Origin of the sequence: Pseudarthrobacter sp. SSS035, from assembly GCF_023273875.1 — a bacterium.
In the GTDB taxonomy this organism is placed as follows: Bacteria; Actinomycetota; Actinomycetes; order Actinomycetales; family Micrococcaceae; genus Arthrobacter.
The window spans coordinates 1,515,715-1,536,006 of record NZ_CP096882.1 but is presented as its reverse complement, the minus strand read 5'-3'; the positions used below and the strand labels follow the sequence as shown (position 1 = coordinate 1,536,006).

The 20,292-nt window shown below is 64.8% G+C and carries 21 protein-coding genes; 6 read left to right on the top strand and 15 right to left on the bottom strand.

From position 1 onward, the window contains the following. Positions 1–59: 59 nt before the first annotated feature. The gene (locus tag MUN23_RS06980; RefSeq protein ID WP_248763148.1) at positions 60–743 is read left to right on the top strand and encodes a hypothetical protein; all 684 of its coding nucleotides are present in this window, start codon (positions 60–62) and stop codon (positions 741–743) included. 32 nt (positions 744–775) lie between these two features. Here MUN23_RS06980 and disA read toward each other — a convergent pair whose 3' ends face one another. From disA to MUN23_RS06960, 5 genes are all read right to left on the bottom strand, one after another. Then, positions 776–1,852, bottom strand: coding sequence for a DNA integrity scanning diadenylate cyclase DisA (gene disA, locus MUN23_RS06975; RefSeq protein WP_248763147.1), 1,077 nt, complete (start codon positions 1,850–1,852; stop codon positions 776–778). A 236-nt stretch (positions 1,853–2,088) separates the two neighbouring features. Beyond that, positions 2,089–2,631, bottom strand: a complete 543-nt coding sequence (locus MUN23_RS06970) for a TOPRIM nucleotidyl transferase/hydrolase domain-containing protein (RefSeq protein WP_248763146.1) — start codon at positions 2,629–2,631, stop codon at positions 2,089–2,091. 242 nt (positions 2,632–2,873) lie between these two features. After that, a complete protein-coding gene (locus MUN23_RS23455) occupies positions 2,874–2,996 on the bottom strand; it encodes a hypothetical protein (RefSeq protein ID WP_256468707.1) in 123 nt (40 codons plus the stop codon). A gap of 108 nt (positions 2,997–3,104) precedes the next feature. Then, positions 3,105–3,677: an aminoglycoside 6-adenylyltransferase gene (locus MUN23_RS06965; RefSeq protein ID WP_248763145.1), complete on the bottom strand. Its 573-nt coding sequence runs from the start codon at positions 3,675–3,677 to the stop codon at positions 3,105–3,107. A 210-nt stretch (positions 3,678–3,887) separates the two neighbouring features. Beyond that, the gene (locus MUN23_RS06960; RefSeq protein ID WP_248763144.1) at positions 3,888–4,373 is read right to left on the bottom strand and encodes a hypothetical protein; all 486 of its coding nucleotides are present in this window, start codon (positions 4,371–4,373) and stop codon (positions 3,888–3,890) included. Between the two features lie 510 nt (positions 4,374–4,883). Here MUN23_RS06960 and MUN23_RS06955 point away from each other — a divergent pair. Further along, on the top strand, positions 4,884–5,201 hold the full coding sequence (locus MUN23_RS06955) for a PASTA domain-containing protein (RefSeq protein ID WP_256468706.1): 318 nt from the start codon (positions 4,884–4,886) through the stop codon (positions 5,199–5,201). Between the two features lie 237 nt (positions 5,202–5,438). Here MUN23_RS06955 and MUN23_RS06950 read toward each other — a convergent pair whose 3' ends face one another. Together MUN23_RS06950 and MUN23_RS23600 are read right to left on the bottom strand one after the other, a co-directional pair. Further along, entirely contained in the window at positions 5,439–5,780 is a 342-nt protein-coding gene (locus MUN23_RS06950) for a hypothetical protein (RefSeq protein WP_248763143.1), read from the bottom strand. Positions 5,781–6,344: 564 nt separating this feature from the next. Then, positions 6,345–6,578 (bottom strand): hypothetical protein, encoded by a 234-nt coding sequence (locus MUN23_RS23600; RefSeq protein ID WP_371875985.1) that lies wholly within the window; start codon positions 6,576–6,578, stop codon positions 6,345–6,347. 8 nt (positions 6,579–6,586) lie between these two features. On the opposite strand from MUN23_RS23600, the gene MUN23_RS06945 reads away from it, so the two are divergent. The 4 genes from MUN23_RS06945 (at position 6,587) to MUN23_RS06930 (ending at position 11,626) form a co-directional block, all read left to right on the top strand. Continuing rightward, the gene (locus MUN23_RS06945) at positions 6,587–7,201 is read left to right on the top strand and encodes an RNA polymerase sigma factor (protein WP_256468705.1); all 615 of its coding nucleotides are present in this window, start codon (positions 6,587–6,589) and stop codon (positions 7,199–7,201) included. Next, positions 7,198–7,755, top strand: a complete 558-nt coding sequence (locus MUN23_RS06940) for a hypothetical protein (protein WP_248763141.1) — start codon at positions 7,198–7,200, stop codon at positions 7,753–7,755. Before MUN23_RS06945 ends, MUN23_RS06940 begins: the two co-directional genes overlap by 4 nt. 1,021 nt (positions 7,756–8,776) lie before the next feature. Beyond that, complete coding sequence (locus MUN23_RS06935) at positions 8,777–10,390, top strand: peptide chain release factor 3 (RefSeq protein ID WP_248763140.1); 1,614 nt, start codon at positions 8,777–8,779, stop codon at positions 10,388–10,390. Positions 10,391–10,396: 6 nt separating this feature from the next. Next, positions 10,397–11,626 carry a beta-ketoacyl synthase gene (locus MUN23_RS06930; protein WP_248763139.1) on the top strand — a complete coding sequence of 410 codons (1,230 nt, stop codon included), beginning with the start codon at positions 10,397–10,399 and terminating at the stop codon, positions 11,624–11,626. Positions 11,627–11,725: 99 nt separating this feature from the next. On the opposite strand, the gene MUN23_RS06925 is transcribed toward MUN23_RS06930, so the two are convergent. The 8 genes from MUN23_RS06925 to MUN23_RS06890 all read right to left on the bottom strand — a co-directional run bounded on the left by MUN23_RS06925 (position 11,726) and on the right by MUN23_RS06890 (position 20,143). Next, on the bottom strand, positions 11,726–13,402 hold the full coding sequence (locus MUN23_RS06925) for a cell wall metabolism sensor histidine kinase WalK (protein WP_248763138.1): 1,677 nt from the start codon (positions 13,400–13,402) through the stop codon (positions 11,726–11,728). A 53-nt stretch (positions 13,403–13,455) separates the two neighbouring features. Further along, entirely contained in the window at positions 13,456–14,091 is a 636-nt protein-coding gene (locus MUN23_RS06920; protein ID WP_248763137.1) for a TetR/AcrR family transcriptional regulator, read from the bottom strand. After that, positions 14,084–14,878, bottom strand: coding sequence for a tyrosine-protein phosphatase (locus tag MUN23_RS06915; protein ID WP_248763136.1), 795 nt, complete (start codon positions 14,876–14,878; stop codon positions 14,084–14,086). Before MUN23_RS06915 ends, MUN23_RS06920 begins: the two co-directional genes overlap by 8 nt. Positions 14,879–14,887: 9 nt before the next feature. After that, a complete protein-coding gene (gene phnE, locus MUN23_RS06910; protein WP_248763135.1) occupies positions 14,888–15,769 on the bottom strand; it encodes a phosphonate ABC transporter, permease protein PhnE in 882 nt (293 codons plus the stop codon). Further along, positions 15,738–16,553, bottom strand: a complete 816-nt coding sequence (gene phnC / locus MUN23_RS06905) for a phosphonate ABC transporter ATP-binding protein (protein ID WP_248763134.1) — start codon at positions 16,551–16,553, stop codon at positions 15,738–15,740. Before phnC ends, phnE begins: the two co-directional genes overlap by 32 nt. Further along, complete coding sequence (phnD, locus tag MUN23_RS06900; protein WP_248763133.1) at positions 16,550–17,437, bottom strand: phosphate/phosphite/phosphonate ABC transporter substrate-binding protein; 888 nt, start codon at positions 17,435–17,437, stop codon at positions 16,550–16,552. Before phnD ends, phnC begins: the two co-directional genes overlap by 4 nt. A gap of 125 nt (positions 17,438–17,562) precedes the next feature. Beyond that, on the bottom strand, positions 17,563–18,936 hold the full coding sequence (radA, locus tag MUN23_RS06895) for a DNA repair protein RadA (RefSeq protein WP_248763132.1): 1,374 nt from the start codon (positions 18,934–18,936) through the stop codon (positions 17,563–17,565). A gap of 79 nt (positions 18,937–19,015) precedes the next feature. After that, the gene (locus MUN23_RS06890) at positions 19,016–20,143 is read right to left on the bottom strand and encodes an aromatic acid exporter family protein (RefSeq protein WP_248763131.1); all 1,128 of its coding nucleotides are present in this window, start codon (positions 20,141–20,143) and stop codon (positions 19,016–19,018) included. Positions 20,144–20,292 lie beyond the last annotated feature (149 nt).

The following is a 20,292-nucleotide window of genomic DNA, read 5'->3' as shown; positions in this document are numbered from 1 at the left end:
TGGCCGGGGGACCGGCGTGGTGGGACGGCAGAATCCGGCGGGTTCTCTAGCCTAGAAGGATGGGCAGGCAAGGCAATTCATCACCGCGCAAGACGGCATCCGCATCCGGTTCCCGGGGCGGGTCCGGCGCTACCCGGCAGCCGAGCGCAGCCGTGTACCGCCGCCGTCGGCTGTTTGTGGGAACAGCCCTGCTGATGGCGGTGGCGCTCACGTTCGGTGGCTTTGCCGTGGCAGGCGCCTTCAGCGGCACCGAGCAGGCATCCTCCACCGACGGTGCAACTGAAACGGCCCCCGCCTCCGGTGCCTCACCGTCGGAACCTGCAGGCAGCGAACCCACTCCCACACCCACGCCTTCCTGCAACCAAAACCTGGTGACGGTGTCCGCGTCGACCGACAAAGCCGCCTACGGCCCCGAGGAGAACCCGCTGCTCACCCTGAAGGTGACCAACGGCGGAACCATGCCCTGCGAGGTGAACATCGGGACGTCCCAGATGGAGTTTCTGGTGACCAGCGGCGCGGACAGGATCTTCTCGTCCAAGGACTGCCAGGCCGAAAGCGAAGACCTGGTGAAGACGATTGCCGCCGGTGCCAGCGAAACGGCGAACTTCCCGTGGGCCCGGAACCGCACGCTGGAAGGCTGCAGCCCCATCGAGGCCAAGCCCGGAGCAGGCGGGGCGTACTACATTTTCACGGCCAAGCTCGGCTCGAGGGCCAGCCCCAAGGCAGTGTTCCAGCTCAGCTGATCCGCCCTATCCTGGGCCCACTCCGGTGGGGATTAGAGGAAGCGGTCCAGCAGGCTGGCTTCGGCCATGCGGCTCAGGCCTTCGCGGACCGTCCGGGCGCGCTGGTCGCCGATGCCGTCGACGGTCATGAGGTCGTCGATGGTGGCCGCCATCAGGAACTGCAGGCCGCCGAAGTGGTCCACCAGGCGGTCGGCAACAGCCTTGGGGACTGCCTTGAGGCCGGACAGCAGGCGGTAGCCGCGGGGCTGCACCACGGCGTCGAGGTTGGCCTCGCCGCCGGCGAAACCGACGATCCCGGAGATCTTGCCCAGGTCGATCAGCTCTGTGGGGCCGAGATTCACCAGCGCACTGACGGCCCGTTCGATGTCCTCGGGGGACGCGTCCGGTCCGGCGTAGTCGCGGATGATGACGTCGCTGCCGGGGCCGCGGCCCACCGTGAGCTCATCGAGCTGGAGGGACAGCAGGCGCCCGTCCTCGCCAAGTTCCAGGACATACTGCGAGATTTCCTCGGAGATCCGGCGGACCATTTCCTGGCGCTGCAGGGTGACCGCGACGTCACGGACGGTCACCATGGCCTCGATCTCCAGGGCGGACAGGGAACTGGTCACCTGGTCCAGCCGCGAACGGTACCGTTCCAGCGTGGCGAGGGCCTGGTTGGCGCGGGCCAGGACCTTCTCGGATCCCTCCAGCACGTGCCGGAGCCCGTTCACATAGAGGGCGATGATCTGCATGGACTGGCTGACGGAAATCACGGGAACGCCGGTCTGGATGGCCACACGCTCCGCCGTGCGGTGCCGCGTGCCGGATTCCTGGGTTTCGATGCTTGAGTCCGGGACCAACTGGACCGCGGCGCGCAGAATGTTCCCGGCGTCCTTGTCGCAGATGATGGCGCCGTCCATCTTGGCCAGTTCGCGGAGCCTTGTGGGGGAGAAATCGATGCCGATGTCGAACCCGCCGGAACAGATGGACTCGATGGTCCGGTCCGAGCCCAGTACGATCAGCGCACCGGTCCGCCCCCGGAGGATGCGTTCCAGCCCATCGCGCAACGGCGTGCCTGGAGCCACTCTGCCCAGAGTCGCCTTGAGCGATTCTTCGGGGCTCCGAGCCATAGGTGTTCCCTTCAAAGGTGCAGACTGCCGCCCGCAGGTATGCCGGTTTTACACTCCGCCGGCAGGATCAAAAGTACTCAGTTTCCCGCAAGCTCCATGATAGAGGTAAGAAGCGGCAATAACCGCACGGACAAGCCCCAAAGTGCCTCATTAGGGGTTGCCGCGAAGTGCCTCGGGAACGCGTTCGACGGCGGCCGCCCGGGAGGCGTTTGTGGCCTGTTTGGGTGGTGGTCACATCAGAATGATGAAACGAGGCGGTCGAGCGGCGGGGGTGCCTGCCCAGCTGGCAATGCGTCGATGAGTAGGCCTGCGTATCGGACCTTGTTGCCGCTGCGTCCCCCGAAGAACCGGCGCAACTGCGCCGTTATCGGCCGCTCTCGCTGTGACGGCTGGCGTTGGAGGATCCGGAACGACGCGAGCTCGCCCTGAGCCGCGATGACGTCGAGCACGCCATCGACCCCAAGGCAGCGGATGAGTTCGTCCTCCAGGTCGGCGTGACAGACGTGGAACCCAAGATCGGCCAGCGAACCGGACCCGACGCCTGCCCGGGCGAGCGCTCGAGCGATGCCACGAGACTCCCCTGCATCACACAAGCCGAGCAACCGGTGGCCTGCGCCGTCCGGGCCGTAACGGTCAAGGAAGTGGACGATACTGGTCGCGCCTCCCATCGGCGCGACCGTCACTCGCTCGGCTGTCAGATCATGGCCAAGGCGAAGGGCCAGTGTCTCGACCGCCATCCGGTCACTCTCGCCCTCGACCAACACCGTCGTCGCCTGCATAGATCCAGTATGGCGAAGGCCGGCTCGGGCGGCTCGCACGCCGTCTGATCTGGCGCGGTCCAGAAAAATCGCATCCTAGGCCTGGGGCCGAAATGGCAATGCCCGACGATGCCCGAAAGGACATATGCCGACGCGCAGCGGTTGGTGACGTTGTCGCTCGTCTGATGCGTCGCCTCCGTTCCGTTTGGGAACCCTTAGCGGGACAGATCCCCTCGAGTCTGATCAGCCGCGAGGATCAGGCGTTACCAGGCCATCTGCAATTCACGGTGCAGGAGCTGTTTGGTAGCCTGTTCGAGCTCCAACGGCCAAGCCGCTTCGCACTCCTCGGCGAGCTTGCGCGCCCTGCTCAGATAGACGTTTGCCATGCTCTGCTGTGCGTCTCGAAGGCTGAGCTCGCTGAGCCCAAAAGCAGGAACTCCCTGCTCCTAGCTGAGAATGGGATTCGGAGTGCAGGCATTGCATTTGTTCATCGCTCAAATGCTGGCCAAGCCGCTTATTGACCGTCCCAGATTGACCAGCAGACGATCACGCATCATCGCTGTAGCCTGCGAAAGTGCGATGAGATCGGAGCGATGAACCGACGCGACCGTCTTGCCGAGGAAGTACAAAAAAATCTGGACATCCTGGGCGGGAAAGAACGGCTGATCGGGAGGGCGTTGTGCGTTTGGTCTGTCCTGAATTAGACCGTCGCGGTCAAGTAGAATGTGGCGCGCTCCATCGGACGGGAGTTCGTTTTCCGAAGAGTGAACATTCAAGTCGATGTGGATCCAGTCGGAAGTAAGGCAGATAAACGCTCCCGTCAGTTCAGGGATAGCATCTGAGAGGACCAGGTGCACCTCGGAATCGAGCCATTCGATGGCAGCGAAGTTCTCCGGTTCCATTACTGCTAGGTGAAGGTCGATGTCGCTCCAGTCATCTGCCAATCCCCTTGCTACCGAGCCTTCGAGCCAGACTGAGCGTACGCGTTCGTCATCGATACATTTCGTCAGCAGCATTCGAAGCATTGCTCGAAGCCGAGGCGGTACATCTTCAAGCGTGGCATCCATACGCAGATTGTTTCATCTTCGGACGGCCTTACGATCCGGGACTCGCAACGATGCTGGCGCTTCTCAGGTTGCTCAATCGTTCACCTTAGGAACAGCGGTCGGCGCTGGCCGAAGCCACAAAACAGTGTGACTGTTGCTTGGGAATGGCGGTTTCGGTTTCGCGTTGGGGGATCCCCATATGGGCTCCGCTTGGTTTCAATCTCGAAGTGCTTATGCGTAGATTCCGGGATGAACGTCGGAGCGGTCGGCTACGAGGGTTTCCAGACGGGGATCATCCACGAGAGCCGAGACGCATTCTTTGGAACCAGCGACGTAGACAGAATCAGCGTAAAGATCATTTCCGACGCACCAGGTTTGGTCAGCCGGCCACCACCGCAAACTGCGCCTGGAGCGTTGTTCGTCGAACGCCTCTGTTGCAGCCTCTACGGGTCCTTCCAGGAGGTACATCTCCCGCTCGGGAGGAAGGATTACCACGGGGGCACCGGCGAGCTCGTCCCTGATGTCGGAGTAACCTGCCCAGGCGGCGAAGAAACATTTGTCGGGCGTGGTCGTGTGCCGGCTAAGAACCTCTGCCATGGCAGATGCCACCTCGTAATCGAGTGTCCCGAAATCGACATTGACCTGCTCACCGGTTTTGGCCGCGTAGTCCTGGCATAGACGGTCCCCAACGGCGGCACCGTTCAGGGGAATGCCCAATTCCTGCGCAACGGCGGCCCAAGAGAGTTTCCGTCCGGCGGCGCCGACAAGGGGATTTAGAACACGAACGACTGCCGCAAAAGCCTCTGGCACAAATGTGCTCACGAGAAGGGGAGGCCCCGGAAAGCCGCGGGCCAGCCAATCCGCAGAAGATGCGGAGCTGGCAGGAGCCAGATTTGCTTCCATGTACCTGCTCCGATGCTGTCTGAGTGATTCTTCAGTCGCTAAAGGATCACCCTAACGGGTGACCCTTCACTGCCACCGAGACGCACGCCGGTCGATGGACTGTTCAGATGCATCGCGACTGTCCCACAAAGCGTTCCTCAAGCGGAACAAACCCTTGAGAATGTCAATCTGATTTGAGCCCAGTTTGGCGGTAAATCGCAGTCTCATTTGGGACCCATGTTAGACGGGGTCCGGTGAGAGCCCGGCTGAGCCACCGGCGGTATTCTGGCGGGAAGAAGGTTTGGTTTCACCGTTCTAGCTGTTCAGGCTCAAAGGAGATGCAGATTGGTTGAACGTCAGACGCTGACTGTTCCCGATCTTGTTGGGCAGCCTGTGCATATTGCACAAGAGATGGCGGCGAACATTGGGTTTGGTCTCGCAGCCGGGGACCCTGACGGGCCGGGGCTCCGTTCGCGTACGTGGCCGGGGCTGTTCTGGGTGACCTCCCAAGATCCTTCCGCAGGGTCGGTCCTTGAGTGGGGGAGCCAAATTTGGATTACTTTCGTTCAGGATGGTCAAGCCCGAAGCGACGTGCCGGAGAAGACGGGCGGCGGGCCGGCCCCCTCACTTAAGAGTCATGCGGAGGCTGAGAAGGACGAGTGAGAGCAGTTCGAGAGAACTTGGCAGCTCTCATCGCAGGCCGGGCGCGGGAAGACCGTCTCCAAGGAAATGGAACACCGGGGCAAACTGTGTCAACAGTTGTACGCTCTCAACATGAGGGAGGCCGTCGCACAGGACGAGCAGCTGGAGTGTGTCCCAGTGGAGGTTCCTCAGCGGGACCGGCTTGCAGCCATGGCTTTTCGACGTCCGCGACAGCAACCCGCGCCAAGCAAGCTTGAATCAGGGCTGCGGTATCAGGAAGTGCGCGACGACTGTCAGGACCAGGATTACAGGCACGGCGAAGACGACACTTCGGGACATTCCGCCCAGCCAGGCGTTTGCCCGGGACCGCCGAAGCAGTAGCCCGACGATGACAGTTGCGAGCAGTACGCCGAGGATGCCTGCGCTGATCAGCGATGCACGAACCGGCAGCAAATGCGGAGGGCACATCGCCGGAAAACTGGCCGCGCATCCCCAACCAGGCAGGACCGGCTGCGCTATCCACAGGACGAGCAAGCCCAGAAGGATGACGCAAGCCGCGACAGCAGGAGAGCGCGTGGCGCCGCGTGTCTGGATGGTCATGTTGCCAGAGTATCGATCAGCACTCCCGTTGCACGACGACCACGCAAGGGCGACGAGGTGTACCCCTGAACCCCTAGAGGGTTATGCAGGGAGCGGACGAGCACCAGCTCCAGCCTTTTCATCAAGAGCAACTGAATGGTGATCAGATTGAAACCAGAGGTTCCGCCTGAACCCCTGTTTTTGTGATCCGCGTATGGGGACAATCACGGAATGGGACGTTCGAGAGGGATCCGCGGGTTTACTGCTGCATGCGTCCTTATCTTCTCCATCACCGGCTGCGGACGTGCTGGCGATAGTGGGCAGGGAGAAGATCGACAGGAGCCACCACTGCCATCCGCAGGGCCTTCCCCCGAAGCTAGCGAGGGTGCAAACGTAGCCGACGGAAGCGAATGTCGGGAGACAGCCCGGCTCCCAACGAATGCACAAGAATCAATTGCCAGTTCCTCTGGTTCTGCGACTGCATCAAGCTGCGGCACAAGATCAGTCCCGCTCACCGAAGAACAGATGCGCAACGCCACTCCTGCGCCGATGCCCCTTCAACCGCGCGCCCTCCCAGAAGATCGCTCAACAAATTCTCAGGTCACTACGCCCAAAGAGGTAGAGCAGCGCGAGTGGACCCCTGAACGAATGCGAAGTGCTTCTCCAGAACCAATGCCCAGGGTTCCATAGCGTCTTAAGGCATGTTCGGAGCTGAGAATGTTCCGTAGAAGGTTCCGCAAGTGGGATCGCAGACAGTGGTGGCCGTGATTTGTCGACTTCTGTGATTCGTGATGGAACCGACAGGGGGTTGCCGGACACTTATAGGTATGGGGGACGCAGGGAAGGGATCCAGGGATGGTGAGCTTTGGCTGCGCGTCATGGATGGTGACGGTACCGCTTTTGCTTCCCTCTTCCTACGGCACCGGGACCGGGTCTTCGTCCACAGTCTCCGGCTGGTGAAAACTCCTTTTGAGGCTGAAGACGTCACAGCCATGGTGTTCCTTGAGGCCTGGCGGTGCAGATCCAGAATCCGGATGGTCAACGATTCGATGCTTGGTTGGCTGCTGATAACGGCCACGAACGTGGCAAGGAACAAGCTCAGGTCCACACTGCGCTATGAACGCCTCCTGCGGAAACTTCCGCAGTGCCAGATGGTGCCGGATCACAGCGATTCCGTGGCTGACACCGTCGATCAGGACCGGCGGTCTCTACTCCTGCGCCAGGCCTACCGTTCGCTGGGCCGGCGGGACCAGGAAATTATTGCGCTCTGCGTTCTGGAGGACATGAGTACCGCCGAGGTGAGCGAGCTGCTGGGCATTCCGTCGGGCACCGTGAAGTCCCGGCTCTCACGCGCCAAACAGAAACTGTCACAGCTGATGAACCCACCAGCCGGGTTCCTGCCGGCGCCGCCCTCACTCAAGCCTGAAGAGGAAACACCATGAATGAGATTCCGCGTTCACAGCGCTTCAGCGCGGAACGCAGCGCAGCCATCGAGGCTCTCCTGGCCAACGTCGCGCAGGACGGAACCCCGGAAAACCGGCACTTCCAGAACACCAAAGGCAAGCGGATCCTGCTTGCCGGTGTCGCCGTCGCCCTGGTGGCAACCGGAGGTGCCGTCGTCATGCAGCTGCCTGTCACGGACAAAAGCTCAATTGATTGCTTTGCACGCGCCGAACTCCACGGCAACCAGTTCCCCGGCACCACAGTTGTACTGGGGGAAGGAACACGGGTCGGCGAGCCATTGACGCAACGCAACCCGATTCCTATCGAGGATGCGTTGGCCGCCTGCCGGGCTGTCTGGGCTCACCACGGGCTCGACCCCGATGCCCCTGACGGAAGAACGCATCCAAGCCTCCGTGACGGCAGCTCCTCCTACCCGATCCCGAACCCACTGACCGTCTGTGTTCTGAGTGACGGCCGCGCCGCCGTCATCCCCGGGGACGAAAAAGTGTGCGCTTCACTGGGGCTAGCGTTGAAAGCCGACACCGTCCCCTAATCCGACCAATTCCAGCATTCGTCCCGTTCAAGGTTCCGCAAACGAGACCCCAGGCAACGCCGGTCGTTGCAGACGACTTCGGAAACTGATTGGTCTATTCACTCTTGAAGCTGAGCGTGTCTGTTCCGCTCCTCCAGTTGAGAGTGCCTTGGCTGAAGGTCATCTCAATGGGCCGCTTGAGGTAGTTCTTCACCCACAGCTGCTGCTCGCCGGTATCTGCCGTGCAGCCCGACGCACCTGTTGCGATGTCCTTGGCGGTAAGGGTGTTCCCCGTAATTGTTGCCTGGGCACTCAGGGGTCCGCATGGGGTGGTCAAGCTCAGCTGCAGTTCTCCGTTAACGGAAGTCAGCCTTGCTGTAACGCTTCCGGAGGACAACCAGGGGAGTTCGATACCGCTAGTCGTCCCGGAAACGCTGGTGTACTTGGTGCACGGTGTCGACGGCAGAAACGCCGCGCATGTTTCCTGGGGTGGGGTGGTGCTGGTCGAGCCAGGGGTTGAGCTAGTGGAGGGAACCGAGCTGGTGGAGCTGGGCGTGGGTACGGCAGTTCCCGGTCCGCCCGTTTTCGTGTCTCCGCAAGATGTCAACAGCATGACGAGAAGTAGGACGGGAACCGTGTATTGCCACAATCGAGTGCGCTTCATTGTGCTCCCTTGAGGTCGACGCTGATGGGAGCCTATACGCAGACGGCCGAGTTTTTCATGAATCCCGAAAAAAGCGCTCCGCTGAGGGTTCCTTCAACGGGACGGCAAACCGCCATACACGCCCGGCCGCTTGGACGCAGCGGCTGCCGTCCACCGGCTCACTTGCGGGTGGCACGGACGGGTTCCGTGTTCTCATGCGCCCAAGCTAGCCGGACGGGTTTCGCAGTCTTGAACTGCTGGTTTCGGGGGCGACAAGCTGCCACCTTCGGAGCCAGCCCGCACTGCGATAAACTTGGAACTTGGCTGTCACAGAGCCATGCTTCCCCTTGAGGCCTGCCGAGCGCCTTGGGGTAACCCCACCGCAGCGAAAGTAGCACCGTGTCCCAAGATGTCCTTAGCCCCGCCCGGGTCAACGAGATTCACAAACAGGCGGCCCGGCGTCGGACCTTTGCTGTCATTTCGCACCCTGACGCCGGCAAATCCACCCTCACCGAGGCCCTGGCCCTGCACGCGAAGGTGATCGGCACCGCCGGCGCCTCCAGCGGCAAGGCCAACCGCAAGGAAACGGTCTCGGACTGGATGCAGATGGAGAAGGACCGCGGCATCTCCATCAGCTCCGCCGCCCTGCAGTTCTCCTACCGGGACACCGTCATCAACCTGCTGGACACCCCCGGCCACGCGGACTTCTCCGAGGACACCTACCGGGTCCTGGCCGCCGTCGACTGCGCAGTGATGCTCGTGGACGCCGCCAAGGGCCTGGAAACGCAGACCATGAAGCTCTTCGAGGTCTGCAAGGCACGCAACCTGCCCATCATCACCGTGATCAACAAGTGGGACCGGCCCGGCCTCGACGCGCTGGCGCTGATGGACGAGCTCACGGAGCGCACCGGCCTGCAGCCCATGCCGCTGACCTGGGCCGTGGGCATCTCCGGTGACTTCCGCGGTGTCTGGGACCTCCGCCAGGACCGCTTCGCCCGCTTCCAGCGCAACAATTCCGGCGCCAACATCGCGCTGACCGAGTACTTCACGCCCGAAGAGGCCGCGGAGACGCAGGGCAACAACTGGACCGACGCCGTGGACGAGGCCGGCCTGGTCATCGAGTCCAACCTCGAATTCGACGTCGACGCCTTCCATGCGGGCACCGCCACCCCCATCCTGTTCAGCTCCGCCGCCCTGAACTTCGGCGTGAAGGAACTGCTGGACGCCCTGGTTGACTTCGCGCCGCACGCCGCACCCCGGCCCGACGTTGAGGGCAGCCCGCGACCGGTTGAATCGTCCTTCTCCGGCTTTGTCTTCAAGGTCCAGGCCGGCATGAACAAGGCCCACCGCGACCACGTCGCCTTCATCCGCGTCTGCTCCGGAGTCTTTGAACGCGGCATGGTGGTCACCCAGACCCGCACCGGAAAGTCCTTCGCCACCAAGTACGCCCAGCAGGTGTTCGGCCGCGAACGCGAGGTCATCGACGAGGCCTACCCGGGCGACGTCGTGGGCCTGGTCAACGCCTCAACACTTCGCGTGGGCGACAGCCTCTTCCTAGAAGGGGCCGTGGAATACCCGGCCATCCCGCTGTTCGCCCCGGAACACTTCCAGGTGGCCCGGTCCAAGGACCCCAGCAAGTTCAAGCAGTTCCGCCGCGGCATCGAGCAGCTCGAGCACGAGGGCGTCATCCAGGTCCTCCGCTCCGACGTCCGCGGCGACCAGGCGCCGGTGCTTGCCGCCGTCGGCCCCATGCAGTTCGAGGTGGTGGAGGACCGGATGGCGCATGACTTCAGCGCCCCCATGCGGCTCGAACGCCTGCCGTACTCCATCGCCAGGATTTCGACCGCGGACGCCATGCCCGCGCTGGCCAACGTGCCAGGCGCCGAGGTGCTGTTGAGGTCCGACGGCGAATACCTCGCCTTGTTCAACGACGTCTGGGCCCTGCGCCGGATCGAGAAGAACCACCCCGATCTGACCCTCGTGCCCATCGGCACCCACAACCCCGCAAAGTAGCGACCAATGCCTGCAGACCAACCCCGTGCGCTGATCACCGGCGCCGGCACCATCAACCCGCTCGGCTCCACTGTGGCGGAAACCTGGACCGGCCTGCTGGCGGGACAGTCCGGCATCGCCGCACTGGATCAGGACTGGGCGGAACAACTGCCCGTGCGCATCGCCGGACAGGTCACCGCGGATCTCTCGGAGCATCTCACCACGCGCGAGCTGAAGCGCATGGACCGGTGCGGGCAACTGGCGCTGGTGGCTGCCCGGGAAGCCTGGCAGCAGGCCGGGGCGCCCGACGTCGACCCCGAACGGTTCGCCGTGGTGATCGGCTCCGCCTACGGCGGCCTCGGCTCCACCCTCGAACAGGACCGTGCGCTCGCCAGCGGCGGCCCGCGCCGGGTCTCGCCGCACACCCTCACCCGGCTGATGGTCAACGGCCCCGCGGCCTGGGTCTCCATTGACCTCGGCGCCCGCGGCGGAGCCCGGACACCGGTCAGCGCCTGCGCGTCGGGCGCTGAAGCAATTGTCCAGGGCGCCGAAATGATCCGCTCCGGAGCGGCCGACGTCGTGATTGCCGGCGGCGTGGACGCTTCCGTCAACGACCTGGTGATCACCGGTTTCTCCCAGATCCGGGCACTCTCCACGCGCAACGGCGAACCCCAGCTCGCCTCGCGCCCGTTCGACGGCGGCCGCGACGGCTTTGTCCTCGCGGAAGGCGCCGGCATTGTGGTGCTTGAGAGTGAAGCCCACGCCCTGGCACGCGGCGCCGCCATCCTCGGCGCAGTGGCCGGCGGGGCGGTAACCTCCGACGCCAACGACATCGTGGCTGCGGACCCGGCCATGCAGCGGCGCGTCATGCAGAAGGCCCTGGAGTCGGCCGGAATGCAGGCGTCGGAGATCGGCTTCGTCCATGCGCACGCCACCTCCACCCCGGTAGGGGACCGGCTGGAAGCCCAGGCCATTAACGCCATTTTCGGTGCCGACGTGCCCGTGACCTCCACTAAAGGCCACACCGGCCACCTCCTGGGCGGCGCCGGTGCGCTCGCGGCGGTTGTGGTGGTCCAGGCCCTGCAGACCGGACAGCTGCCCGGAACGGTGAACATCGAGGCGCTGGACCCCGAAGTGAACCTGAACGTCGTGACGGAGAAGGCCCACACGCTGGCGCCCGGCTCGGCCCCCGCCGGCCTGGTGAACGCTTTTGGCTTCGGCGGACATAGCGTTGCCCTGGTGATCACCAAAGACTGAACCGGCCTGCGGAAACGACGTCGGTCCTTAAGGTCCACAAACTGCCGTATCTCACGCCAGCCAATGACCAGGCGGCCGGGAACTAGCCGAAGAAGCGGGTCACGACGCCGGCAGGACGAACGTGGCGGTGGTGCCTGCGCCCGGTGCGCTGGAGAGGCTCATCGAACCGCCGTGCCCTTCGATGATGGTCTTGCTGATGGGCAGGCCCAGACCGGCTCCGGGGATGGCCGTGTCGCGGGACCTCGCGGAGCGGAAGAACTTGGTGAACGCCTGCTCCTGGTCCTCCTGGCTCATGCCGATCCCCGGGTCCGTGATGGAGCAGACGAGGTCCGCTCCGGTCCGATGCACCCGGGCCGTGATGCGGCCGCCGTCGGGGGAATATTTGATCGCGTTGGACAGCAGGTTGTTGACTACCTGGCGGATCCGCGCGGTGTCCATCCTGGCGGGGAGCGGATGCTCGGCTTCGATCACCAGCTCCAGGCCCCTGGTGGCCGCCTTGGGAAGCGCGGAATCCACGACGTCGGTCAGCAAGCGGGCGAGATCGGCCTCTTCCAGGCTCAGGTCCACCCGCTCGGAGGCGACTGCTATCAGATCGTTGACGAGGCCCAGGAGATGCGTGGCGTTGCGATGGACCACTTGCAGTTCAGCTTCAATACCTTCCATGCCCGGCTCATCCATCACGAGCTCCAGGTAGCCCAGGATAGACGTGAGCGGCGTGCGCAGCTCGTGGGAGACGGTGCCGACGAAGTTGTCCTTGGCCGCCAGGGCAGTTATCAGCGCCGTCACGTCCACGAAGGTAATGACGCCCCCGGTGTGCCCGCCGTTTTTCGGTTTCATGGGATGGGCGCTCACCGAGTAGGCCCGCTGGTCTCTCCCGCGTCCGGCCCACATCAGCTCGTCAGTGAACCCCTCTCCACGCGCCAAGCGGGCAGCCGGGAGCATTTCCGCCGGTACAGGCGTGCTCCTGTCGCCCAACAGCAGGGCGGGACCGCCCTCCGGGTCGGCGAGCCCGGCCAGGGCCGGGTCGGTGCGGAGGGCCCGGTTGGTCAGGATGTTGTTTCCGTCCTGGTCAACCACCCAGACGCCCACTCCGACGGCGCCCAGCACGGCGTCCAGGAGCCGTTGGCGGTCCATGCTGTCGGCGAGCGTTTCCGCAAGTGCCTGGTCCTTCAGCACCAGCGCGGTCCGCTGCCGGTGGATGGTTCCGGACACGAGGTGCGCTGTGACGGCGACCGCGGACAGCACGAGGGGCAGGAAAATCACGCGGATCATCGACCCCTGCGCAGGAGGTGCACCGCCCAGCACTGCGGGCGGGACCACTGTGGCGAGTACTGTTGCCAGCACGGCCAGGACCACCCTGCTGCGCTGGCGGCCTACGGACAGCCAGATGACCGGGAACACCAGCATCAGGCTCAGCACGTTGAAGGCAGGGCCGCCGGTTTCCCTCGTGAAGCCGATGGCAATGCAGTCAAGGACCGGAATGATGACGAAGGCCCCCGGCGGCAGCTTCTCCCACGGCACGGCCAGGCAGGCGGCGAAGACAGCGGCATGGGACAGCAACGCCATCCGGAACTGAAGCTCAGCCAGCGTGGACGGGCTGAAAACGGCGGCGGCCAAGACAACAAGCAGCACCGTCACCGTGAGGGGCAGTTGGCTCATGACCACCCGGCCGCGGACGCCGAGGCCACCCGCGAACGCATCGATTCTCCCGGCGAACAGACTGCCTGCCGGTCCCTCGTCCTGTGTGGTGTCGCGGGTCGGTGTTCGGTTTGTCACTCTGGGCCCCCAGCGCAGCGGTGAAAACCTCCGGCTGCCTGAAGGTCGTGCCGTCAGCCTACCCCAGCCACGGGGCGGCGAAGCGCCCCCTCCCACACGAGTTTCACGGCGGCGTGCACCCGGGACCTCGTTTCCTCGTCGTCGGAGTCGGCGCGGACCACAAACTGGTAGTAGTACAGCCCGTTGATCAGGTCGATCATCGCCTCCACGTCCACGGACGGATCCAGTTCGCCCGCCTCGATGCCCCGGCGGATCTCGGCGGCGATGGGTGCCCGCCGCCGGGAGACGTGCCTTTCCCAGGACAGCGCCCGGAGCGACTCGTTCTCCAGGCCCAGCGCCACCCGCTTCTTGACCAGCTTCCCTACCCTGCCGTCCACCGCAACCGCTGCCTGTTCGTAGGCGGACAGGATGGTCTCCAGGCTGCTGCCGCGGCGCGTCAGTTCAACACCTGAGCGGACGCTGTCCAGGGCGGCAGCCAGCAATTCTTCGCGGCTGGCCCAGCGCCGGTAGACAGCGGCCCGGCTGACCCCGGACCGCTCCGTGATGGCGGCGATGGTCACGTCCCGGGTGTCGCGTTCCAGGAGCAGGTCCACGGTGGCGGCAAGGACAGCGGCCTCCAGCGTTGTATCGCGCGGCCGGCCGGGTGCCCGGCCGGAGGCCGTGTCTTCAACCGTTGCCGTCTCAACCACCGGCAACCACCAGCCTGTTCCGGAGCTGGGCAATGGTTGCGTCACTGAGCCCGGCGCGACGAAGAGGTTCGATCACGCTGCCGTGGCGTTCGGCCAGGACCTGTTGCATCGCATCCATTGACGCCGCGTGCGCGCCCATCATCGCACCCAGCTCCGCGGTCTGCATCGTGACGGGAACCTCGGGTATCAGGCCGCCCATGATCGCCCGGAGCCTCGGAAACAGTTGCGGAAGGCGGGTTGCGGTCACCGCGTAATCCGCGGAGACGGTTTTCGGGGAGGCGCCCAACAGAGAAAGTACGACGGCGGCGAACACGCCTGTGCGATCCTTCCCAGCCGCGCAGTGGAAGACCGTGGCGCCCTCGCTCATCGCGACCAGCGTGACTCCGAGCGTGAGCTGCCGGGCCTGGGTTTCGAGGAGGTTCGCGTACCAGGAGCCCACGAGTTCCGGAGTGGCCGAGGCCGACAAAAGCTCGCGGCTGATGTCTTCGGGCATGGACACAGAGGCCGTCAGGGCAAGGTGGTGGTAGTTCACCCCCGGAACAGTGAGCGGCCCGCGGCCGGTCCGGAGTGCCTCCTCCGGTGATCGGAGGTCGATAACGCTGCGGACGCCGTCGTCGACCATTTTCTGTGCGAAAGCGGCAGGCATGACGGAGACGTCGTCGCTGCGCAGAAGCACTCCGGTGCGGGTGACGCCGCCGTCGACGGGGAGGCCGCCCAGGTCGCGGAGGTTGACTGGGGCAAGGTCCACGGCCGGCTCAGGCAAAGTGGCAACAGATGATTCGTGCATGTGGGATTCCTAACTGAGCTTGGCGCGGATGAAGGCGCTGATGCGGTCGATGATAGTGACCAACACGATGATGCTGATGATGATGGCGCAGAGGTGGCCGTAGTCGTACATGCGCATGGCGGTGGTGAGTTCCAGGCCGATGCCGCCCGCGCCCACAAGTCCCAGGATGGTGGCGCCCCGGACGTTGCCTTCGAAGAGCAGGAGTGTGTAGCTCACGAGCAGCGGGGCGGCCTGCGGGAGGACCGCGTAGCTGATGATCTGGCGCTTGTTCGCACCCACCGCAGTGAGCGCTTCGACCGGTCCGGGCTGCACGGACTCCATCGCCTCGGCGTAGACCTTGCCGATTGACCCCACGGAGCCCAGCACTATCGCCAGGATGCCGGCGAATGGGCCCAGGCCCACGGCGGAAACGAACATCAACGCGAAGATCAGTTCGGGAATGGAGCGCAGGACGTTGAGGATACCGCGGCAGGCTGTGTACACCCAACGCGGGGAGACGTTGCTGGCTGCGCCGAAGCTGAGCAGCAGTGACGCGAGGGCGCCGAGCACCGTCCCAACCAGTGCCATCTGCAGCGTTTCGATGAGGAGCTTGGCGATGACGCCGAATTTGTCGAACGTGGGCGGGAAGAGCCGGGCCAGGAAGTCGCCCATGTTCGGGATGCCGCTGAGCAGCTTGTCCGGGTTGATGCCCGCGCCCATGCCTGCCCAGACGAGGACGACGGCGATGATTGCCCAGAGTGCGGCGCCCCGGGGAGTCGGGAGGCTGAAGGGGCGGGAGAGACGGCGGCGGTCCGCCTCCGGGAGGTGGGTGTTGATCTGTTTGTCCCGGGTTCCCGGGGTCCTCTTCGGCTCTGCGGTGTCAGTTTTCGAGGAGCTCAGTGTCGGTGCCATAGATCTGGTGCACCTCCTTTTCGGTGAGATGGGCGGCCGGGCCGGCGAAGACGAGTTCGCCGGAATGCAGGCCGATGACGCGGTCCGCATAGCGGCGGGCGAGGCCGACGACGTGCAGGCTGACGATGACGGGAATGTGCTCCTCGCGGGCAATGTTGCGAAGAAGGCCAAGGATGTTTCCAGCGAGCCGGGGGTCCAGGGACGCGACGGGTTCATCGGCGAGGATGAGCCGCGGCTCCTGCATGAGGGCCCGGGCGATGGCCACACGCTGCTGCTCGCCGCCGCTGAGGCTTCGGCAGGACTGTTTCGCCTTGTGGGCCAGCCCGACGCGGTCCAGGAGGTCAAGCGCCTTTGTGCGCTGGGCGCTACTGAAGGTGCCGAGCACGTTCAGCGGTCCGGCGGTGTGCAGACCTCCGGTCAGGACGTTGGTCAGGGCGCTGAGCCGGGGGACCAGGTTGAAATGCTGGAATACGTACCCGACGTCGGAACGCAGCTCCCGCAGGCCAGTCCCCGTTTGTGTGCCGACTTCGCGGCCAGCAACAGTGAGTGCGTCCGCGGTGAACGGGGCGATGCCGGTGAGGGTCTTCATGAGGGTCGACTTGCCGGATCCCGAGTGGCCCAGCAGCGCGACGACTTCGCCCTGGTGGACGTCAAGGTCGACGCTGCTTAGTGCCACCTGCTCGCCGTACTGGACGCGCAGCTTTCGCGCGTGCACGGTGGGCGTCGCCGACGGGTCGAGTGCTGCCGGTGACAGTTCCGGCCTTTCTACCGTGGGGCTGCTCATCGGAGGTCCTCGAGGTCCACCCCGACGGACTGGGCCACATCCACCAGGGGAGCGTAGGTGCTGAATTCGGGGTCCTTGGTGGGTTCTCCCTTGAGGCCGAAGGTCTTGGCGAGCTTTTCGTTGGCTGCCATCACGGCGGGGAGCTTGTCCTTGAGGCTGGTGCGGGCGGCCTCGTCCAGGCCCTTGCGGACCACGATGGAGATACCCACGGGGATGGGATCGGACTTTGCGATGACTCTGACGTCCTGCTCGGTGAACACGCCCTTCTCCACGAAGGTTGGGTACAGCTGGCGGGCCGTGCAGGCCACGTCCACGCTGCCGTTGACCATGGCCATCACCGCGGCGTCGTGGTTGCCGGCGAAGGTGCTCTTGTAGTCCGTGCCATCGACGAGGCCGGACTTGGCCAGCAGCGATTTCGGCATGAAATAACCGGTCGTTGAACCGGGGTCAACGAAGGCGACCTGGCGGCCCTTGACGTCGTCCAGCGTGTTGACGCCACTGTCAGTCCTGGTCAGGCAGAAGCTGGCTGGCTCGGTGCTGGCGCCCCAGACCAGGAGCGGGTCCACACTGTCCGTCTTGTAAGCGAGGGCGGCGGAGAACTGGCTGAGGACGGCGACGTCCACGGAGCCGTTGCGGACGGCCTCCACCACGCCCAAGTAGTCGGCGGGCTGGAGGTTCTCCACGGTCCGTCCGGTGGCCTGGCCGACCATGGCGGAGAGGTCGCCCATGATGGCCTGCTCTTCAGGATCGTCAGTACCGGGCGGGGTGGCGAAGACGAGTTCGGTTGAGGGGGAGTCCGGCGACGCGCTGGCTCCTCCGGCGCAGCCTGAGATGGCGAGCAGGCCGATCAATGATGCGGCGATGATTCCTGCACGAGCGTGCATTGTGGTGCCTTCCGTCAGTGTTGGGGGTGACGGAATTACGAAACCACCGGTATCTGAATCGGAATTACGAGACTGCCGTACCTTGAATGGCGCTCAGGTAAACAGTTGCCTCCTGCACCTGCGCCCTACCCGATCAGCAGGCTCAACGCCTCCGTAAGGTGCTCCACTTCGCGCACTGAGAAGCCTGGTGGCACGGGTCCGGGTCCGTTGTGGCTGGCCGGGACCACGGCGTGGGTGAAGCCCAGACGGTGTGCTTCCTGGATGCGCTGGTTTATGCCGGGCACGGGCCGGACCTCGCCGGCCAGGCCTACTTCGCCAAAAGCGATCAGCCGGATGGGCAGCGGTTTGCGGGCCTTCGCGGACGCGACGGCAAGGGCAACAGCGAGGTCAGTGGCCGGTTCACTGAGCTTCACACCGCCCACGGTTGCCACGTAGGAATCGTCCTTGTGCAGCAGGCAGCCGGCACGCTGCTGCAGCACCGCCAGGAGCATGGACACCCGTGAACTGTCCAGGCCGCTGGTGGCCCGGCGGGGCTGCGAGTTGGCACTCTCGGCAAGCAGCGACTGCACCTCGGCCAGCAGCGGCCGCCGCCCTTCCATGGTCACCGTGATGCAGGTGCCTGAAACGGGTTCCTTGGTGCGGCTGACGAACAGCCCACTGGGGTCCGTCAGCCCTTCGATGCCGTTCTCATTCAGGTCAAAACAGCCGACGTCGTCCGTGGGCCCGTACCGGTTCTTTACCGCACGCAGCATCCGGAGCCGGGAGTGACGTTCGCCTTCGAACTGGCACACCACATCCACCAGGTGTTCGAGCAGCCTTGGGCCTGCGATGGACCCGTCCTTCGTCACGTGCCCCACCAGCAAAGTGGTCATGTTCCGGCGCTTGGCCGCCGCGATGATGGACGCCGCAACCTCACGCACCTGCGAGACGCCGCCGGCGCTGCCGTCCACGTCTGCGCTGCTGAGGGTCTGGACCGAGTCCACAATCAGCAGCCGCGGCTCGATCTTCTCCACCTGCCCCAGTGCCTGCCCCAGGTCCGTTTCGGCGGACAGGTACAGGGAATCGGCGACGGCGTCGATCCGTTCGGCGCGAAGCTTCACCTGCGCGGCGGATTCCTCGCCTGTGACATACAGAACGTCCTGGGCGGTGCGGGCAAACTTCGCCGCGACGTCCAGCAGCAGCGTGGACTTGCCCACGCCAGGCTCCCCGGCCAGCAGGATGACCGCGCCCGGGACCAGGCCGCCGCCCAGCACGCGGTCCAGCTCGTCCACTCCGGTGGGCAGGAAAGCCGCCGTGGTGGCATCCACCTCGGCAATCCGGCGGGCTGGCTCCAGAACTGTGGTTGCCGCCGTCGTACGCGCTACGGCGGCGCCGGTTTCCTCAACCGTGCCCCACGCCTGGCACTCGCCGCAGCGCCCAACCCACTTGACCGTGGTCCAGCCGCATTCGGCGCACTTATAAGCCGGCGTCTTGGACGCCCGGGAAGTCTTTGTTGCCATGGGTTCCACCCTACTGGCGGGCACCGACAGTATTGGCCCGAGAGGGCAGCATGCACCAAGGGTGATCCGGGTGACAGCGCTACAACCCCGGCAGCACGTCCCGGGCCTCGCGCGCATCCATGCCGGTGGACTCCAGGAGGTCCACCATGAGCGGCCGGAACAGCATCACCACAGTCTCACCCTCAAGCCGCTCGACCTCCAGCAATTTGGGGTGCAGCCGCAGCGCGATCTCGCTGAAGTCCTGCCGGGCCGTCCGAAGATGGGCGCGGCGCACGCCGTCGTGCGTTTCCGCCAGGCCGAGCGACAGTTCATCTATCGCGGCCGCGGTTTCCTGGAGCACGTCGGCAATGTTCGCGGTGGCGTTGTCTGAAAGCGCGGCGTGGTTGATGGCGCTGGTGAGCCGGCGTGCGAAGACGCGGCTGTTCCTGAGCGCAAGGTCGATGAAGTCAAGGGAATTCTCAAGCCGGTCCAGCTCGTCGCGGTGCCGGCGGTGGGCCGGCGCGAGGGTGGCCACTTCACCGGAAGCGCGCAGGGAATGGCGCATCGCGTCCACGAGCGGCTGGCAGTTCCGGCCGCGGATCAGCGCATGCCAGGCCTTCGTGGAGTCGCTTTCGGTCAGCGCGGCGGCGCATTCCCGCAGCACTTCGGCCAGTTCGTGGAGCAGTTTGCGGACATCCTTGCGGGGCTCCCGGCGTGGATCCTTCGGAATCAGGATGGTCACCAGGAGGGCGAAAAGGCCACCCACCACGGCGTCCAGGCTGCGCGTGAAAGGCCCGCCGTCCGGCGCCGGCAGCAGCACCACGAGCAAGGATTGCAGCCCCAGCTGCGTGGTGAAGATGTTGCCGCTGTCCAGGAAACGGGCCAGCAAGATGGAGAACAGAAGTACGACGGCGGCCTGCCAGATTCCGCTGCCCAGCCAGTGCAGCAGCAGATCGCCGACGGCGATCCCGATGGTGCAGCCGAGGCCCACCTCCATCACCCGGCGCAGCCGCGGGTCACGCGAGAAGCCCAAGGCGATCAGTGACGATGTGGCCGCAAAAAGGGGTCCGGAGTGCCCCAGGACGTACTCGGCGAAGGCGTAAGCCCCCACCGCGCACGCGGTCATCTGGATGGCGGGGACCAAGGAGTTCCGGCTCCGGACGAGGCCGGTCCGGATGCGTCCGCGCAGGAAACGCCTGCTTGCTGAGAGTCCTGCTGCTGCGGCCATGCCCTCCAGTCTATTTCCCGCCCGGGCACCTAAGTCCGAAAGTGTGACGTGCGCAATAGTGGCGCTGCAGTTGTAAGCCAATATGCCGCCGTCGTTAATCTCCTGTTCATCTGCGGCCGCCCATCCCGTTACCTGCGGCCCATAGATTC

Bases quoted from the DNA above. Each gene is read 5' to 3' on its own strand.
- MUN23_RS23455 (WP_256468707.1), bottom strand. From the start codon at position 2,996: ATGGCAAACGTCTATCTGAGCAGGGCGCGCAAGCTCGCCGAGGAGTGC.
- disA (WP_248763147.1), bottom strand. From the start codon at position 1,852: ATGGCTCGGAGCCCCGAAGAATCGCTCAAGGCGACTCTGGGCAGAGTG.
- MUN23_RS06970 (WP_248763146.1), bottom strand. From the start codon at position 2,631: ATGCAGGCGACGACGGTGTTGGTCGAGGGCGAGAGTGACCGGATGGCG.
- MUN23_RS06915 (WP_248763136.1), bottom strand. From the start codon at position 14,878: ATGCACGAATCATCTGTTGCCACTTTGCCTGAGCCGGCCGTGGACCTT.
- radA (WP_248763132.1), bottom strand. From the start codon at position 18,936: ATGGCAACAAAGACTTCCCGGGCGTCCAAGACGCCGGCTTATAAGTGC.
- MUN23_RS06890 (WP_248763131.1), bottom strand. From the start codon at position 20,143: ATGGCCGCAGCAGCAGGACTCTCAGCAAGCAGGCGTTTCCTGCGCGGA.
- phnD (WP_248763133.1), bottom strand. From the start codon at position 17,437: ATGCACGCTCGTGCAGGAATCATCGCCGCATCATTGATCGGCCTGCTC.
- phnC (WP_248763134.1), bottom strand. From the start codon at position 16,553: ATGAGCAGCCCCACGGTAGAAAGGCCGGAACTGTCACCGGCAGCACTC.
- MUN23_RS06980 (WP_248763148.1), top strand. From the start codon at position 60: ATGGGCAGGCAAGGCAATTCATCACCGCGCAAGACGGCATCCGCATCC.
- phnE (WP_248763135.1), bottom strand. From the start codon at position 15,769: ATGGCACCGACACTGAGCTCCTCGAAAACTGACACCGCAGAGCCGAAG.
- MUN23_RS06965 (WP_248763145.1), bottom strand. From the start codon at position 3,677: ATGGATGCCACGCTTGAAGATGTACCGCCTCGGCTTCGAGCAATGCTT.
- MUN23_RS06930 (WP_248763139.1), top strand. From the start codon at position 10,397: ATGCCTGCAGACCAACCCCGTGCGCTGATCACCGGCGCCGGCACCATC.
- MUN23_RS06945 (WP_256468705.1), top strand. From the start codon at position 6,587: ATGGGGGACGCAGGGAAGGGATCCAGGGATGGTGAGCTTTGGCTGCGC.
- MUN23_RS06940 (WP_248763141.1), top strand. From the start codon at position 7,198: ATGAATGAGATTCCGCGTTCACAGCGCTTCAGCGCGGAACGCAGCGCA.
- MUN23_RS06950 (WP_248763143.1), bottom strand. From the start codon at position 5,780: ATGACCATCCAGACACGCGGCGCCACGCGCTCTCCTGCTGTCGCGGCT.